General features: G+C 63.5%; 11 protein-coding genes. All 11 read left to right on the top strand.

Annotated features, from left to right (window positions below; translation table 11 throughout):
* The first annotated feature begins 19 nt into the window (after positions 1–19).
* Entirely contained in the window at positions 20–1,522 is a 1,503-nt protein-coding gene (locus tag RUGAMON1_RS05715; protein WP_445229587.1) for a CoA-acylating methylmalonate-semialdehyde dehydrogenase, read from the top strand.
* Positions 1,523–1,549: 27 nt separating this feature from the next.
* Positions 1,550–2,920, top strand: a complete 1,371-nt coding sequence (locus RUGAMON1_RS05720) for an NAD(P)-dependent oxidoreductase (RefSeq protein WP_445229588.1) — start codon at positions 1,550–1,552, stop codon at positions 2,918–2,920.
* Positions 2,920–4,215, top strand: a complete 1,296-nt coding sequence (preA, locus tag RUGAMON1_RS05725) for an NAD-dependent dihydropyrimidine dehydrogenase subunit PreA (protein ID WP_445229589.1) — start codon at positions 2,920–2,922, stop codon at positions 4,213–4,215. The genes RUGAMON1_RS05720 and preA overlap by 1 nt, the downstream gene beginning before the upstream one ends.
* A gap of 114 nt (positions 4,216–4,329) precedes the next feature.
* Complete coding sequence (locus RUGAMON1_RS05730; RefSeq protein WP_445229590.1) at positions 4,330–5,811, top strand: NCS1 family nucleobase:cation symporter-1; 1,482 nt, start codon at positions 4,330–4,332, stop codon at positions 5,809–5,811.
* Between the two features lie 18 nt (positions 5,812–5,829).
* A complete protein-coding gene (gene hydA / locus RUGAMON1_RS05735; protein ID WP_445229591.1) occupies positions 5,830–7,224 on the top strand; it encodes a dihydropyrimidinase in 1,395 nt (464 codons plus the stop codon).
* A gap of 18 nt (positions 7,225–7,242) precedes the next feature.
* Complete coding sequence (locus tag RUGAMON1_RS05740) at positions 7,243–8,478, top strand: Zn-dependent hydrolase (protein ID WP_445229592.1); 1,236 nt, start codon at positions 7,243–7,245, stop codon at positions 8,476–8,478.
* Positions 8,479–8,561: 83 nt separating this feature from the next.
* Positions 8,562–10,235: a putative bifunctional diguanylate cyclase/phosphodiesterase gene (locus RUGAMON1_RS05745; RefSeq protein ID WP_445229593.1), complete on the top strand. Its 1,674-nt coding sequence runs from the start codon at positions 8,562–8,564 to the stop codon at positions 10,233–10,235.
* A 4-nt stretch (positions 10,236–10,239) separates the two neighbouring features.
* Entirely contained in the window at positions 10,240–11,607 is a 1,368-nt protein-coding gene (locus RUGAMON1_RS05750) for a tetratricopeptide repeat protein (RefSeq protein WP_445229594.1), read from the top strand.
* 101 nt (positions 11,608–11,708) lie between these two features.
* Positions 11,709–14,534 carry a xanthine dehydrogenase family protein molybdopterin-binding subunit gene (locus tag RUGAMON1_RS05755; RefSeq protein ID WP_445229595.1) on the top strand — a complete coding sequence of 942 codons (2,826 nt, stop codon included), beginning with the start codon at positions 11,709–11,711 and terminating at the stop codon, positions 14,532–14,534.
* Complete coding sequence (locus tag RUGAMON1_RS05760; RefSeq protein WP_445229596.1) at positions 14,531–15,082, top strand: (2Fe-2S)-binding protein; 552 nt, start codon at positions 14,531–14,533, stop codon at positions 15,080–15,082. Before RUGAMON1_RS05755 ends, RUGAMON1_RS05760 begins: the two co-directional genes overlap by 4 nt.
* Positions 15,079–16,284, top strand: coding sequence for a c-type cytochrome (locus RUGAMON1_RS05765; protein ID WP_445229597.1), 1,206 nt, complete (start codon positions 15,079–15,081; stop codon positions 16,282–16,284). Before RUGAMON1_RS05760 ends, RUGAMON1_RS05765 begins: the two co-directional genes overlap by 4 nt.
* The last annotated feature ends 40 nt before the right edge of the window (positions 16,285–16,324 follow it).

A 16,324-nucleotide genomic window follows, 5' to 3' on the forward strand; every position in this document is an offset into this window, starting at 1 on the left:
CGAAATTAGAAAGAACATCATGAGCAACCTGGATACCATCACCCATTTCATCAACGGCGTTAAAGTCGATACGCAAAGCGGCCGCTATGCGGACGTGTTCAATCCCGCGCTGGGCGAACCGGTGGCCAGGGTCGCCCTGGGTACGACGGAAGAAGTCGATGCCGCCGTGCGCGCCGCGGAAAAAGCGTTTCCGGCGTGGGCCGCCACGCCGCCGCTGACGCGCGCCCGTGTTCTGTTCAAATACCTGCAACTGTGCCAGCAGCACACCGACGAATTCGCAGCGATGCTGACGCGTGAACACGGCAAGACCTTTGCCGATGCGCAAGGCGAAGTGGCGCGCGGCATCGAGATGGTGGAATTCGCGGTCGGCATTCCGCAGCTGCTGAAGGGCGAATTCACCGACCAGATCTCGCGCGGCATCGACGCCTGGTCGATGCGCCAGGCGCTGGGCGTGGTGGCCGGCATCACGCCGTTCAACTTCCCGGTGATGGTGCCGATGTGGATGTTCCCTGTTGCCATCGCATGCGGGAACACCTTTATTCTCAAGCCTTCCGAGCGCGATCCGTCGCCGTCGCTGCTGCATGCGCGGCTGCTGAAGGAAGCCGGTTTGCCGGACGGCGTGTTCAACGTCATCCAGGGCGACAAGGTCACAGTCGATGCGCTGCTTGATCATCCGGTGGTGCAGGCGGTGAGCTTCGTCGGCTCGACACCGATCGCCGAATACATCTACTCGCGCGGCTGCGCTGCGGGCAAGCGCGTGCAGGCACTGGGCGGCGCGAAGAACCACATGGTCGTCATGCCGGATGCCGACATGGAGATGACCGTCGATGCGCTGATGGGCGCGGCCTACGGTTCGGCCGGTGAGCGCTGCATGGCGATCTCCGTGGTGGTGGCGGTTGGCGATGCGGGCGACAAGATCGTCGACGCACTGGCAAAGCGCACCGCCGCACTGAAAGTGCGCGACGGTATGGCGTCGGACGCCGAAATGGGGCCTGTCGTTTCCAGCGCGGCCAAGCAGCGCATAGAGCGCTTGATCGGCGAAGGCGTGGAGCAGGGCGCGAAACTGGTGGTCGATGGACGCAACCACGTTGTGGCGGGACGCGAGAACGGCTTCTTCATCGGCGGTACTTTGTTCGATCACGTCACGCCGGATATGACGATCTACAAGGAAGAGATTTTCGGCCCCGTGCTGTGCATGCTGCGCTCGCCGGACGTGGGCAGCGCGGTGGAGCTGATCAACCGTAACGAGTACGGCAACGGCGTGGCGATCTACACGCGCGATGGCGGCGTGGCGCGCGAGTTCGTACGGCAGATCCAGGTCGGCATGGTGGGCGTGAACGTGCCGCTGCCGGTGCCGATGGCCTTCAACAGTTTCGGCGGATGGAAGCGCAGCCTGTTCGGCGACCATCACGCGTACGGCCCGGAGGGCGTGCGTTTCTACACGCGCCACAAGGCGGTGATGCAGCGCTGGCCGAACACCGCAAGCGCTGGCGCAGAATTTGCATTCCCTCAGATGAAGTAAATAACAAAATCTCAGCCAGGAAATCGTATGATGATCGAATCTCTCAAATACATGCCCCAGCCGAAGGAAGCCAATGCCACACTGGCGGAACACTTCACTGACCTGGCACCCGCGCTGAACGCGCGCCAGGCCGCGATCGAAAGCTCGCGTTGCCTGTATTGCTACGACGCGCCGTGCACGCGCATCTGCCCATCCGAAATCGACGTCGCCAGTTTCATCCGCAATATCCACGACGAGAACATCAACGGTGCGGCCGTCGGCATCCTCAAGCAGAACATCCTGGGCGGCAGCTGCGCGCGCGTCTGCCCGACCGAGATCCTGTGCGAGGACGCTTGCGTGCGCAATCACGATGCCGAAGGCCAGCCGGTGAAGATCGGTCTGTTGCAGCGCTACGCCATCGACAACATGACGATCACCGAGCACCCATTCACACGCGCCGCATCGACCGGCAAGAAGATCGCCGTGGTCGGCGCCGGCCCCGCCGGCCTGTCGTGCGCGCACCGCCTTGCGATGCTGGGCAACGACGTGGTGATCTACGAAGCGAAAGAAAAATCCGGCGGCCTGAATGAATACGGCATCGCCAAGTACAAGCTGACCGATAACTTCGCGCAGAAGGAAGTGGACTTCCTGCTGCAAATCGGCGGCATCGAAATCAAGCATGGCCAGACGCTGGGCGGCAACGTGCAGCTGAAGGAACTGCACGCGCAGTACGACGCGGTGTTCCTCGGCCTGGGCCTGGGCGCCAGCAAGCAGCTGGGCCTGACCGGCGAAGATGCTCCCGGTCTGCTGGCCGCCGTCGACTACATCGCCGCGCTGCGCCAGGCCGATGACCTGAGCAAGCTGCCGCTGCCTGCGCGCGCCATCGTCATCGGCGCCGGCAATACCGCGATCGATATGGCGGTGCAGATTCAACGCCTCGGCGCGGAAGAGGTCACGCTGGTGTACCGCCGCGGCTTCGACGCGATGAGCGCCACCGAACACGAACAACACATTGCGAAAGAAAACCAGGTCCGCATGCGCACCTGGGCCCAGCCGCAGCAAGTGCTGCTGGACGAAGCGGGCCGCGTGCGCGGCATGCGCTTCGAGAAAACCGCAATCACCAACGGCCGTCTGGCTGGCACCGGTGAGACTTTCGAGATCGCGGCCGACGCGATCTTCAAAGCCATCGGCCAGAGCATGGACGAAAAGAGCATCAGTGATCCACTGGCGAAAACGCTGAAACGCGACGGTGACAAAATCCACGTCGATGATCAGTTCCGCACAGTCCTGCCGCGTATCTACGCCGGCGGCGACTGTGTGGCGCCCGGACAGGACCTGACCGTGCAGGCGGTACAGCACGGAAAACTGGCGGCACACGCCATTCACCAAGACATCAACGGTATGAAGGAGGCTGCATAATGGCTGACCTGAGCATAGAATTCTGCGGCATCAAGTCCATCAATCCGTTCTGGCTAGCCTCCGCGCCGCCGACCGACAAGGCCTACAACGTGGTGCGCGCATTCGAGGCGGGTTGGGGCGGCGTGGTGTGGAAAACGCTGGGCGAAGATCCCGCCGCCGTCAACGTGTCGTCGCGCTACTCGGCGCACTACGGCAAGAACCGTGAAGTCCTCGGCTTCAATAACATCGAACTGATTACCGACCGTTCGCTGGAAATCAACCTGCAAGAGATCACGCAGGTGAAAAAGGACTGGCCGGACCGCGTCATCATCGTCTCGCTGATGCTGCCGTGCGAAGAGAAGCTGTGGGCCGATATTCTGCCGCTGGTCGAAGCCACCGGTGCCGACGGCATCGAGCTTAACTTCGGCTGCCCGCACGGCATGCCGGAGCGCGGCATGGGCGCGGCAGTGGGCCAGGTTCCAGAATATGTGGAGATGGTCACACGCTGGTGCAAGACGCACTCCAAGCTGCCGGTCATCGTCAAGCTGACACCGAACATCACCGACGTGCGCGCCCCGGCGCGCGCCGCCAAGGCCGGTGGCGCCGATGCGGTCTCACTGATCAATACCATCAACTCGATCACCCACCTGGACCTGGACCAGATGGTGGCCTTCCCGATCGTCGGTGGCGCCAGCACCCACGGCGGCTACTGCGGTTCGGCCGTCAAGCCGATCGCGCTGAACATGGTCGCCGAGATCGCGCGCGATCCGCAGACCAAGGGCTTGCCGATCTCCGGCATCGGCGGCATTGGCAACTGGCGCGACGCGGCGGAGTTCATGGCGCTGGGTTCGGGCTGCGTGCAGGTCTGCACCGCCGCCATGCTGCACGGCTTCCGCATCGTCGAGGAGATGAAGGACGGCCTGTCGCGTTGGATGGACGAGAAGGGCTACAAGAGCATCAGTGAATTCGTCGGCAAGGCCGTGCCGAATACGACGGACTGGAAATACCTGGACATGAACTACCAGGTGATTGCGCAGATCAACCAGGACGACTGCATCAAGTGCGGCCGCTGCTACGTGGCGTGCGAAGACACGTCGCACCAGTCGATCGCGCAACTCATCGACGCGGCCAGCGGCGTGCGCACGTATGAAGTGATCAAGGAAGAATGCGTGGGCTGCAACCTGTGCGAAATCACCTGCCCGGTGCAAGGCTGCATCACGATGGTGCCGCAGAATACAGGCAAGCCATACATGAACTGGACGCAGGACCCGCGCAACCCGCGCGCGGAGAACATCAAGGTGACGGAGACGGCGTAGCAACCCCACACCGATGGGGTCTGACCCCATGGGTCAGACCCCTTGCGCCGCAGTGCGGGTTGGGTACGGAACTTGCAGCGATAGAAGGATACATCAACCTTTGGAGAAAGCCCCGTGAGCAAAGAACTCTCTGGCAGCACGCAACTCTGGAACGAAGACCTGGCCCCGACAACGGCGGCGCAACGCACCTGGCGCTGGTATCACTTCGCCGCACTGTGGGTCGGCATGGTGATGTGCATACCGGCCTACACGCTGTCCGCCAGTTTGATTGAAGGCGGCATGTCCGGCTACCAGGCCGTGCTGACGGTGTTCCTTGCGAACGCTATCGTTTTGCTGCCGATGCTGTTGATCGGCCATGCCGGCACCAAGTACGGCATTCCGTATGCGGTGCTGGCCCGTTCGTCGTTCGGCACCGCCGGCGCGCGCTTGCCGGCGCTGATGCGCGCCATCGTCGCCTGCGGCTGGTACGGCATCCAGACCTGGTTCGGCGGGCAGATGATCTACACGCTGCTCGGCGTGATGATGGGCGGCGATATCGGCGGCGAGAAGATCGCAGGCCTGGGCATCAACGGCGGGCAGCTGCTGTGCTTCCTGGCTTTCTGGGGCATCCAGTTCTGGTACATCGTGCACGGCATGGACGCGATCCGCAAGCTGGAAACCTATACCGCGCCGCTGAAGATCCTGATCTGCTTTGTGCTGCTTGGCTGGGTCTACAACAAGGCCGGCGGCTTCGGCGACTTGCTGTCGGCACCTTCGCAGTTTGTCGCGGGCGGCAAGAAGGCCGGTCAGTTCTGGTCCGTGTTCTGGCCTTCGCTGACGGCGATGGTCGGCTTCTGGGCCACGCTGGCGTTGAACATTCCCGACTTCACCCGCTTCGCCAAATCGCAGCGCGACCAGGTGCTAGGCCAGTCGGTCGGCCTGCCTGTACCTATGGGCTTGCTGGCAATGATGGCGGTGATCGTCACCTCCGCCACCGTGGTCTTGTACGGCAAGGCGATCTGGGATCCGGTCGACCTGGCCAGCCGCATGACCGGCGCCGCAGTGCTGATCGCGCTGTTGATACTGTTGATCGATACGGTGTCCGTCAACCTGGCGGCGAATCTGGTCGGTCCGGCTTACGATTTCTCGTCGCTGGCGCCGAAGCAGATCTCGTACAAGGTCGGTGGCTACATCACGGCCGGCATCGCGATCCTGATGATGCCATGGAAGATACTCGAATCCACGCAAGGCTATGTCTTCACCTGGCTGATCGGCTACTCGGCGCTGCTGGGCCCTATCGCCGGCATCCTGATCGTCGATTACTACATGGTGCGCAAGACCGAATTGAATGTCGGCGAACTGTATCGCGAAGACGGCCAGTACTCATATGGCAATGGCTGGAACACGGCCGCGCTGGTGGCGTTTGTGGTCGGCGTTCTGCCGAATATCCCCGGTTTCCTCAATGCCGCTTTCCCGGCGTCCTTCCCCGATGTGGCGTCCGGTTTTAAAACGATCTATACCTATGCCTGGTTTGTGGGAATCGCTATTTCCGCGCTGGTGTATGGGGTTATGATGAAGGGCAAAGCGGTGCCCGCGATCCGGGCAGCTCACCCCTAAGAGATTCAGGAGATGTCCATGACAACTATCATCCGTGGCGGCACTGTCGTCAATGCCGACCGGGCTTTTCGTGCCGATGTGCTCTGCTACGGCGACAAGATCGTCGCCGTCGGCGATAACCTGGATGCACCGGCGTCGGCCAAGGTGATCGACGCCAGCGGCCAGTACGTCATGCCGGGCGGGATAGATACCCACACCCATATGAACCTGCCCTTCATGGGCACCGTGACGCAGGATGACTTCTACACCGGCACGGCGGCCGGCCTGGCTGGCGGCACCACCACCATCATGGACTTCGTGATCCCGGCGCCAAAGCAGAACCTGATCGAGGCCTACCACCAGTGGCGCGGCTGGGCGCAGAAGGCCGCCGGCGACTACACCTTCCACGTGGCGATCACCTGGTGGGACGAGACGGTGCACCGCGACATGGGCATCCTGGTGCGCGAGCATGGCGTCAACAGCTTCAAGCACTTCATGGCGTACAAGAACGCCATCATGGCCGACGACGAAACGCTGGTGAAAAGCTTCCGCCGCTCGCTGGAGCTGGGCGCGATTCCGACCGTGCACGCGGAGAACGGCGAACTGGTTTATCAGTTGCAGCAGGACCTGCTGAAGAAGGGCATGACCGGACCGAGTGCGCATCCGCTGTCGCGTCCACCGGCAGTGGAGGCGGAAGCGGCCAACCGCGCCATCGCGATCGCCAATGTGCTCAACACGCCGGTGTACATCGTGCACGTCTCCTGTGCCGAATCGCTGGATGCCATCACCCGCGCCCGCGCCAACGGGCAGCGCGTGTACGGCGAGGCGCTGGCCGGCCACCTGGTCATCGACGACAGCGTGTACCAGAGCGAGGACCTGGATTTCGCGGCGGGCCATGTGATGAGTCCTCCGTTCCGCAGCAAGCACCACCAGGCCGCGCTGTGGCATGGTCTGCAAGGCGGCAACCTGCACACCACAGCGACCGATCACTGCACCTTCTGCGCCGAGCAGAAGGCGGCCGGCAAGGACGACTTCACCAAGATCCCGAACGGCTGCGGCGGCGTCGAAGACCGCATGTCCGTGGTGTGGGACGCTGGCGTCAACAGCGGTATGCTGACGCCGTCGGAGTTCGTCAAGGTGACGTCGACCAACGCCGCGCAGATTTTCAATATGTATCCACGCAAGGGCGTGATCGCCGTCGGCGCCGATGCCGACATCGTGGTCTGGGATCCGGAAGGCAGCCGTACCATTTCGTCGCTGACGCAGTTCGCCAAGGGCGGGTTCAATGTATTCGAAGGCCGCACCGTGCGCGGCATCCCGAGCACCACGCTGGCCGCCGGTAACGTCGTGTTCCATCGCGGCGTGCTGATGGCGGTGGAGGGCGCGGGCCGTCATATCGACCGTCCGTCGTTCAAGCCGACGTCGGCGCGTTAATCGAAGAGGAGTAGAAGAATGAGTGAAATGCGCATCAATGGCGACCGCCTGTGGGCGGCGCTGATGGAACTGGCCCAAATCGGCGCCACCGCCAAGGGCGGCGTCAAGCGCCTGGCCCTGACGGACCTGGACAAACAGGGCCGCGACCTGGTGGTAGGTTGGGGCAAGCAGGCTGGCATGTCCGTCACGGTGGACCAGATCGGCAATGTCTTCATGCGCCGCGACGGCACCAACAACGCGCTGCCGCCGGTGATGACCGGCAGCCATATCGACACTCAACCGACCGGCGGTAAGTTCGACGGCAACTACGGCGTGCTGGCAGGCCTGGAGGTGGTGCGCACGCTGAACGATTTGAAGATCAAGACCGAGGCGCCGATCGAAGTCGCCTTCTGGACCAACGAGGAAGGTTCGCGCTTCGTACCCGTGATGATGGGATCCGGCGTATTCTGCGGCGCCTTCAGCCTGGAAACAGCCTACGCCGCCAAGGACACCGAAGGCAAGACCGTCGGCGACGAACTGGCGCGCATCGGCTACAAGGGCGATCAGGTGCCGGGCGACCATCCGATCGGCGCCTACTTCGAAACCCATATCGAACAAGGTCCGGTGCTGGAAGACGCCGACAAGGTGATCGGCGTGGTGCCGGCGGTGATGGGCCTGTCCTGGTACGACTGCGTGGTGACCGGCATGGAAGCCCACGCCGGCCCGACGCCGATGGGCCTGCGCAAGGACGCGCTGCAAGTGTCGACCCGGATCATGCAGGAAGTGGTCGCCATCGCCAACCGCTACCCGCCGTATGGACGCGGCACGGTAGGCATGGTGCAGGTATTCCCGAACAGCCGCAACGTGATACCCGGAGAGGTCAAGTTCAGCATCGACCTGCGCAACGTGAACGATGAGCTGCTCAACACCATGCACGAAGAGATGCTGGCCTTTATCGACAAGACCCGCAGCGAAACCGGCTTGAAGATTTCGATCGAGCGTGTGTCCTACTACCCGCCATGCCCGTTCCACCCGGAGTGCGTGGACGCGGTGCGCAACGCCACGGCCAAGCTGGGATATTCGACAATGGACGTGGTCTCCGGGGCCGGCCACGATGCGATCTACGCCGCGCGGCTGGCGCCTGCGGGCATGATCTTCGTCCCTTGCAAGGATGGCATCAGCCACAATGAAATCGAGGACGCCAAGTCCGAACACCTGGAAGCAGGCTGCAACGTTCTGTTGCATGCGATGCTGGAGCGCGCCCGTATCGTTTGACCGCTGCCCGGCCGGAGGGCATACTGACTCGTGGTGGCCTACCCAGGCCACAAGAACGGATCAGGGCTCTCCTGGCTTTCAACATGCAAGAACCACCACTATCCCACGCGGCGGCGCTGGAAACAGCCTGCCTGACGGCCACGCTGGAAAGCATCTCCGATGCGGTCCTGATGCTGGACCGTAGTTGGAATATCCGCTACATGAACGGCAATGCGGAACGGCTGTTGCAAGTGCAACGCCTGGCGGTGATGGGCAAGAACGTATGGTCGGTCTTCCCCGAGGCGGTCGACGGCCCGTACTACCGGGCCTACCACCAGGCGCTGGAGACCAACAGCCTGGTGGCGTTCGAGGAGCATTACGCTCCGCTCAATCTGTGGACCGAGATCCGCGCCTATCCATCGCAAGAGGGCGTGACGATCTACTTCCGCGACATCAGCGAGCGCAAGGCCATCGAGGCGCAGATCCACAGCATGGCCTTTTACGACAAGCTCACCGGCCTGCCCAACCGCCAGCTGCTGCTGGACCGCGCCGGTCATGCGCTGTCGCTGGGCCACTTGGGAGCCATGCTGTTCATCGACCTGGATAATTTCAAGACCATCAACGACACGCGTGGCCACGACAAGGGCGACAAGCTGTTGCAGCTGGTCGCTGCCCGTCTTAGCGCCGAAGTGCGCGAATGCGATACGGTGGCCCGTTTCGGCGGCGATGAGTTCATTGTACTGCTGGAGGATTTGGGCACCACCGAGAACGACGTTGCCCGGGCGGCGCAGGACATGGCGCTCAAGATCGTGCATGCCTTCGCCGAGCCGTTCGATATCGAGGGAATGGAACAATACAGCACACCCAGCATCGGCATCACGGTTTTCAGCGGCGCCTGCAGTGGCGTGGACGATGTGCTGAAACGCGCCGACCTGGCCATGTACCAGTCCAAGGCGGCGGGCCGCAACACCGTCTCGTTCTTCGATCCGGCGATGCAGGCGCGCGTCAGCGCGCGGGCCGCGCTGGAAGCGGACATGCGGCGTGCACTGGGCAATGATGAATTCGTGCTGTACTACCAGCCGCTGATGGGCATGGACGGAACCATGGCCGGCGCCGAGGCGCTGGTGCGCTGGAATCATCCGCAGCGCGGCCTGGTGCCGCCAGCCGAATTCATTCCGGTGGCGGAGGACTCGAACCTGATCCTGCCGTTGGGGCGCTGGGTGATGCGCGAGGCGTGCAGCCGGCTGGCGCAATGGGCCGGCGATGCACGCACGGCCGGGATGGAAATTGCGGTCAATGTCAGCGCTTCGCAATTCCACCGGCCGGATTTCGTCGAACACGTGTTGGAGGTGCTGGCGCAGACCGGCGCCCGCGCCGACAGGCTACGGCTGGAGCTGACGGAAAGCCTGCTGTTAAAGGATGTCGAAGGAACGGTAGGGAAGATGCAGCAGCTGCGCGCCGCCGGCGTCAGCTTCGCGCTGGACGATTTCGGCACCGGCTATTCGTCGCTCTCCTATCTTCATCGGCTGCCGCTGGACCAGCTGAAGATCGATCGTTCCTTCATTTGGAGCGCAGTCAAGGAAGACAGCGGCGCTGCGATCGTCCGCATCATCGTCTCGCTGGGCAAGGCGTTGAATATGTCGGTGCTGGCCGAGGGCGTGGAGACGCCGGAGCAGCTCAACTTTGTCATCGCAGAAGGCTGTCAATACTATCAAGGTTATTTATTCAGCAAGCCTCTGCCGGAGTCAGAGCTGTTGGCACTCATCGCAGGCCTATAGACTGATGCATTCGGATCCGCAGCAAGCCTACCTCGATGGAAATCACCACATGGCCGCCGGCGATTTCGCCGCAGCGGAGGACTGTTTTTTACAGGCCCTGATGCTGGAACCCATGCACGGCGCCGCGCGCGCCAATCTCGGTTATCTGAAGGAGCAGCAAGGCGCGCTGGCGGAGGCGGAATTCCACTATCTCCAGGCCATCGCGCTGATGCCCGACCATGCGCAGCTTTACCAGAATCTTGGTGTGCTGCTGCTGAAGGCGAAGCGCTTCGAAGAATCCGAGGCGGCGGCACGCATGGCGTTGGAGCTGGCGCCGGAATCTCCGTCCGCGTGGAGCCAGCTGGGCGTGCTGCTGGCGTGCGTAAAGCGTGAAGAGGAGGCCGAGCAATGCTACCGCCGAGCGCTGGCGCTGGAACCGGAACACGCGCGGGCGCGCTTCAATCTGGCTTACGTGCTGTTGCGGCAAGGGCGCTTTGAGGAAGGCTGGCCGCTGCTGGAGGCGCGCTGGCAGTTTGACTCGCTGGCGCATACCTTCGCCTGTCCCCGCTGGGACGGCGAGCCGTTGCATGGCAAGTCGGTGATCATCGTGCTGGAGGCGGGGCAGGGCGACATGATCCACTTCTGTCGCTACGCCGTGCAGCTGAAGGCGCGGGGAGCGTCGCGTGTCGCCGTGATTTGCCATGCTCCGTTGAAGCGCCTGTTCGCCACGCTGTGGGGCGTCGATCAGGTGTATGCTCTGGGTGATCCGGTCCCCAGCGAGCACTGGGACTACTGGACCCACCCGATGCGCCTGGCCGCCACGCTCGGCATAAGCCTGTCCGCGATGCCGGCGGCGACTCCCTACCTGGCTGCGGAGCCTGAACTGGTGAGGCTTTGGGCCGGCCGCCTGCCCGGGCAAGGCTTGCGCGTCGGACTGGCATGGAAGGGCAACCCGGATTTCGAGAACGACGCCGATCGTTCGCTACCGTCGTTGGGGATGTTGTCGTCGCTGGCCACCTCCGGATCGGTGCATTTCGTCAGCCTGCAAAAAGGCCGAGGCGAGGATGAGGCGTTGAATCCGCCCGATGGCATGTCGCTGTTCGCGGCCGGCCCGCGGCTGCGCGACTTCGCCGACACCGCAGCCGTCATCGCCAATCTCGATCTGGTGATCAGCGTGGACACGGCGGTAGCCCATCTGGCGGGCGCCTTGGGCAAACCGTGCTGGGTGCTGCTGCCCGACTATCGCTGCGACTGGCGCTGGCTGGCCGAACGTAGCGATACGCCGTGGTATCCGTCGATGCGCCTGTTCAGGCAATCCAGCGCCGGCGACTGGACCCCTGTGATCGACGCCGTCCGGCGCGAACTGGCCCTGTTGCACGGCGATTCACGGTAGCGGCGCCCCGTTGAAAGATGTTGACTCGTCTCTCGCTCTCTGGTCAACTAGGTTACTCGAAAAAGAAGAAACGCTTGACCTGACTCACTGGAGGTTACAAGATGAATGGGGACATTTCACGCCGCGGTTTCTTGAAGGCCAGCGTGGTCGCTGGCGTTTCGGTCTACATCGCGCCCTTGGGCGGCAAGGCGCTTGCCGCCCTGTTCGAGGAAAAAATCCTCACGCCAGTCGCCTGGGACGGCAAGGCCGGACTGGCAAAATTCCGTATCGATGGGCTGTCCAAGGTCACCGGCGCCAAAGTCTTCGCCCGCGACATTCGCTCGCGCGACATGCCGCATTGGCCGCAACAACAAGCCCACGCCCTGATGCTGCGCACCACCCGTACCGACGCGCTGTTTGACGGCGTCGACCTCTCCCTGCTGGGGGAGGACCTGAAGCCGGACCGCGTCGTGACGGCGGAGGATCTGGTGCGCGACGGCGTCGCCTTCCCCGGTTTTTATGGCGCAGACATGCTGCTGCCGGCCGGGAAGCAGCCGGCCTATCTGGGACATGCGGTGGCGGTCCTGATCTTCAACGACTTCGCCCGCTTCCGCGCGGCCAAGGATGCCTTGCAGTTCAAGGAGGGCGTGGTGCGCTACGGCGCCGCCGCGCCGCCGATGGAGCGCGACCCGTGGGGCACCTTCCGCTTTGTGCGGGTGGGCGGCGCCACGTCGGCCGATATGGACGTTTTCTCCAGCCTGAAAAACGCTCCGGTGTTCCCCAGCGCGATGCGCAAGCAGCAGCCGGTCTGGCCGGACGGCATAGAGCACGGCAAGCTGGGCGAGCAGGGCATGTACTACGCCAACCAGATCAAGGAAGAACTGGATCGCCCGCCGGCCGACTGGCTGGTGCTGGAGCGCGACTACAACACGCAGTCGGTGGACACGGCCGCAATGGAGCCGGACAACGCCAACTGCTGGTACGACGCCGCCGCGCAAACAATGCACATGGTGGTGCCGACGCAGTCGCCGCAGGAGGTCATCGACAGCGCGATAGAAATGCTCAAGAAGAGCAAGTTCCCGCTCAAGAAGTTGTTCCTGCATCCTTGCTACACGGTGGGCTACGGCTCCAAGGACCACTACAATTTTCCGTTCTACGGCCTGATGACGGCGCTCTACGCGAACGGCGTTCCGGTGCGGCTGGCCAACGACCGCTACGAGCAGTTCCAGTCCTCGATCAAACGCCATGCGTTCAAGATGAAGTACCGCATCGCGGTCGACCGCAAGAGCGCGATGCTGCAGTCGTTCCAGGGATATTTCGAAGCCAACGGCGGCGGGCGTTGTAACTTCTCGCCGTCGGTGGCGATGGTGTCGGCCACGGCCGCGCAGTCGATCTATTATTTTCCGAAGAACGATTTCGCCGCCGTCGCCATCGCCTCGCGCGCCGTCGACGCAGGGTCGGCGCGCGGCTACGGCACCTTGCAGAGCATGTCCGCAACCGAAATGATGATCGATGAATTCGCGGAAAAGCTGGGGCTGGACGCGATCGATTTCAGGTTGAAAAATGCGCTGCGGTCGGGGATGAAAAACACCCAGGGCGCGATTCCTGCCGGCGCGGTGCGGGTGGACGAAGTGCTGCAAAAGGCCAAGGTGCATCCGCTGTGGACCGGCCGCGCCGGCGCCAAGCGCGCGTTCGAGGCGGCGCATCCCGGCCACCGCTACGGCGTGGGATTCGCCTGCGTGCAGAAGGACTTCGGCACCGGCGCCGAGAGCTCCTTCGCCAAGGTGCAGATCAACGCAGACGGCGCGATAGAGCTGTCGCACAGCGGCACCGAGATCGGCACCGGCATGTCGACATCGCAGGCGGTGGCTTGCGCCAAGTGGCTTGGCAAGCCGGCCGGCATCGTGCATACCGCCGTCACCGAATGGGAGGACCTGCCGGTGGTCAGCAGCGGCGATCCCTACATCATGAGCCAGGCCGACCAGGACAAGCTGTCGGCCAATCCGCGCTGGTCGCCGACCTACTGTTCTCCCGCCAGCGCCACCAATTCCGCCTACTACTTCACGCACAGCACGCGCGAAGCGGCGCGCGTGGTCTTCATGCACGGTCTGTGGCCGGCCGCGATGGCCATCTGGAGCGAGGGCTATGCCGGCGGCCAGGCGGCGTCGCTGGTGATACGGGTGGAGGACGCGCGCTGGGTCGACGGCAAGCTGTCCGCCGGCGGCCTGCAGGCGCTGTCGTACGAGCAGCTGGCGAGCAAGGCACACGAACTGGGACTGGTGACCGGCGCCACCGTGCACGTGTTCAACCGCTGGCAGTGGACGGAGGCGGAGTTCGATGTCAACGGCGCCGGCGTGCGCCTGCCGATAGACGGCCTGTCGCTGCGCTATGGTGACGGCGCGGATCAGGGAAAGAAAACCAGCATGAGCTCCACCGGCGGCTACCACGTGCTAAACCGCAAGCGCGTGTTCATCCCGCCGGTGCAGCGCAATAACGCCACCGTCACCTACTACAGCGCGGTGGGGACGCTGGTCGAGTTGTCGGTGCATGAAGCCAGCGGCAAGGTCGAACTGCTCAGTCATCATTCCATCATGGAGTGCGGCAGCATGCTGTCGCCGCAGCTGGTATCGAGCCAGCTGCAGGGCGGGCTGGCGATGGGCATAGGCCATGCGCTGTACGAGTACCTGCCGCTGTACGAGGATGGCCCGGGCAACGGCAGCTGGAACTTCAACCGCTACCAGCTGCCGCGCGCGCGCGATGTCGCGGTGTGGAAGCAGACGGCGGATATCCTGCCGCCGTTGACGGAGACCGATACGCCCAAGGGCATCGCCGAGGTGGTGATGATTCCCGTGGTCGGCGCCATCGTCAACGGCATCGCGCACGCCATCGGCCACCGCTTCACCGACTTGCCGGTCACGCCGGAACATATCCAGGAGGTGCTGGCATGAGCATCGCGACCAAACCGATTACGCTGACCATCAACGGCAAGACCGTCGGCCCGATACCGGCGCCGGAAGGCGTGATGATGATCGACTTCCTGCACGAGTACCTCGACCTGACCGGCTCCCGTCTGGGCTGTGGCCAAGGCGTTTGCCATGCCTGCGTGGTGATACTGGATAAAGCCGACGGCACCAGCGAAGAAGTCCGCTCCTGCATCACCGGCGCGCATTTCTTCGACGGTAAAAAAGTGCGCACGGTGGAGGGACACGCCAAGTTAAACGACAAGGGCGAGGTGGTGGCGCTGTCGCCGGTGCAGCAAAAATTCCTCGAACATTTCAGCTTCCAGTGCGGCTACTGCACCCCGGGGTTTGTGAACGCGGCCACGGTGCTGCTGGAGCGCTTGAAACGCACGCCGGTCAGCCGCGACCAGATCGACGAGACCATCACCGAAAGCCTGAATGCCCACATCTGCCGCTGCACCGGTTATGTGCGCTACTTTGAAGCGGTCAAGGATGTCGTGCTCAATACGCCCGGACTGGTGAAGGAGGGGAAATGATGAGCCGCCATCTTGCTCTTCTCGCCGCCGCAGCGCTGGCCGCGACGATGCTGCCGGTTGCCGCAGCCAACGATGCCGTCACGCGCGGACGCTACCTGGTCAAGGCGGCCGATTGCGCCGCCTGCCACACGTCGGCCACCGGTGCGCCGTTTGCCGGCGGCGTGGAATTGAAATCGGACTTCGGCACTTTTTACGGCACCAACATCACGCCGGACAAGGAGCACGGCATTGGCAAATGGACCGCCGAGGAGTTCTACGCGGCCTTGCGCGACGGCGTGGCGCCGGACCGCCACCTGTATCCGGCCATGCCCTACACCTCCTACCGCTCGATGAGCCGCGCCGACAGCGACGCCATTTACGCCTACCTCATGCAGATCAAGCCGGCGGCGGTGGCCAGCAAGGCCGCCGATCTCAAGTTCCCCTACAACATGCGCTTCGGTATGCGCTTCTGGAACATGCTGTTCTTGAAGGACTCGCTGCCCGATGCGTCGGCCGGCCTGTCGCCCGCCTATCTGCGCGGCCGCTACCTGGTCAACACGATGGGGCACTGCGCGGAATGCCATACGCCGCGCGGCGCGCTGGGGCAGATGGATGGAGCCAAACCTTTGGGCGGCAGCACGATGGCGCGCATCGCTGCGCCGGACATCTCGCCGGTCGGGCTGTCAGCGTCCGGATGGACTGCCGCCGACTTGTCGTCATTCCTCGGCACCGGCGTGGCGCCGCAAGGCTCGGCCTACGGCGAGATGTTCGCCGTGGTCCACCTGAGCACCCAGCATCTGACGCCGGGCGACATGTGGGCGATGACCGCTTATCTGCTGGGTGACAAGCCCTTGCCGCCGCAGCCACTGAAGCCCGCTGCGGCCACCGCGGATGCTGCGATTGATGCCGGCCGCCGTACCTACATCGCCGTCTGCGCCGGTTGTCATGGATACGATGGTGGCGGCAAGCCGCATGTGGCGGTGGCGATGAAGGGCAACACCACGGTGCGCAGCGCCGATCCGCACAACCTGATCGCCGTCACGCTGGACGGCATCGAGGCGCAGCGCTTCGGCAAGAAGGAAAGCATGCAAGCCATGCCGGGCTTCGCGACCAAGTTAAGCGACAAGGAAATCGCCGGCTTGACCAATTTCCTGCGCGTCAGCTGGGGCGGGCAGACGGGCACGGTCAGCGAATCCCAGGTGAAGGAGTTGCGTACGCCTTGAAACCGCTGTCGGCTTTCTTGACAATGGAAGGCGTCGCGGC

The sequence above is a fragment of the Duganella rhizosphaerae genome, from assembly GCF_040364205.1.
Lineage (GTDB): Bacteria > Pseudomonadota > Gammaproteobacteria > Burkholderiales > Burkholderiaceae_D > Rugamonas > Rugamonas rhizosphaerae.

Bases quoted from the DNA above. Each gene is read 5' to 3' on its own strand.
- RUGAMON1_RS05740 (WP_445229592.1), top strand. From the start codon at position 7,243: ATGAGTGAAATGCGCATCAATGGCGACCGCCTGTGGGCGGCGCTGATG.
- RUGAMON1_RS05745 (WP_445229593.1), top strand. From the start codon at position 8,562: ATGCAAGAACCACCACTATCCCACGCGGCGGCGCTGGAAACAGCCTGC.
- RUGAMON1_RS05750 (WP_445229594.1), top strand. From the start codon at position 10,240: ATGCATTCGGATCCGCAGCAAGCCTACCTCGATGGAAATCACCACATG.
- RUGAMON1_RS05715 (WP_445229587.1), top strand. From the start codon at position 20: ATGAGCAACCTGGATACCATCACCCATTTCATCAACGGCGTTAAAGTC.
- hydA (WP_445229591.1), top strand. From the start codon at position 5,830: ATGACAACTATCATCCGTGGCGGCACTGTCGTCAATGCCGACCGGGCT.
- RUGAMON1_RS05760 (WP_445229596.1), top strand. From the start codon at position 14,531: ATGAGCATCGCGACCAAACCGATTACGCTGACCATCAACGGCAAGACC.
- RUGAMON1_RS05755 (WP_445229595.1), top strand. From the start codon at position 11,709: ATGAATGGGGACATTTCACGCCGCGGTTTCTTGAAGGCCAGCGTGGTC.
- preA (WP_445229589.1), top strand. From the start codon at position 2,920: ATGGCTGACCTGAGCATAGAATTCTGCGGCATCAAGTCCATCAATCCG.
- RUGAMON1_RS05765 (WP_445229597.1), top strand. From the start codon at position 15,079: ATGATGAGCCGCCATCTTGCTCTTCTCGCCGCCGCAGCGCTGGCCGCG.
- RUGAMON1_RS05720 (WP_445229588.1), top strand. From the start codon at position 1,550: ATGATGATCGAATCTCTCAAATACATGCCCCAGCCGAAGGAAGCCAAT.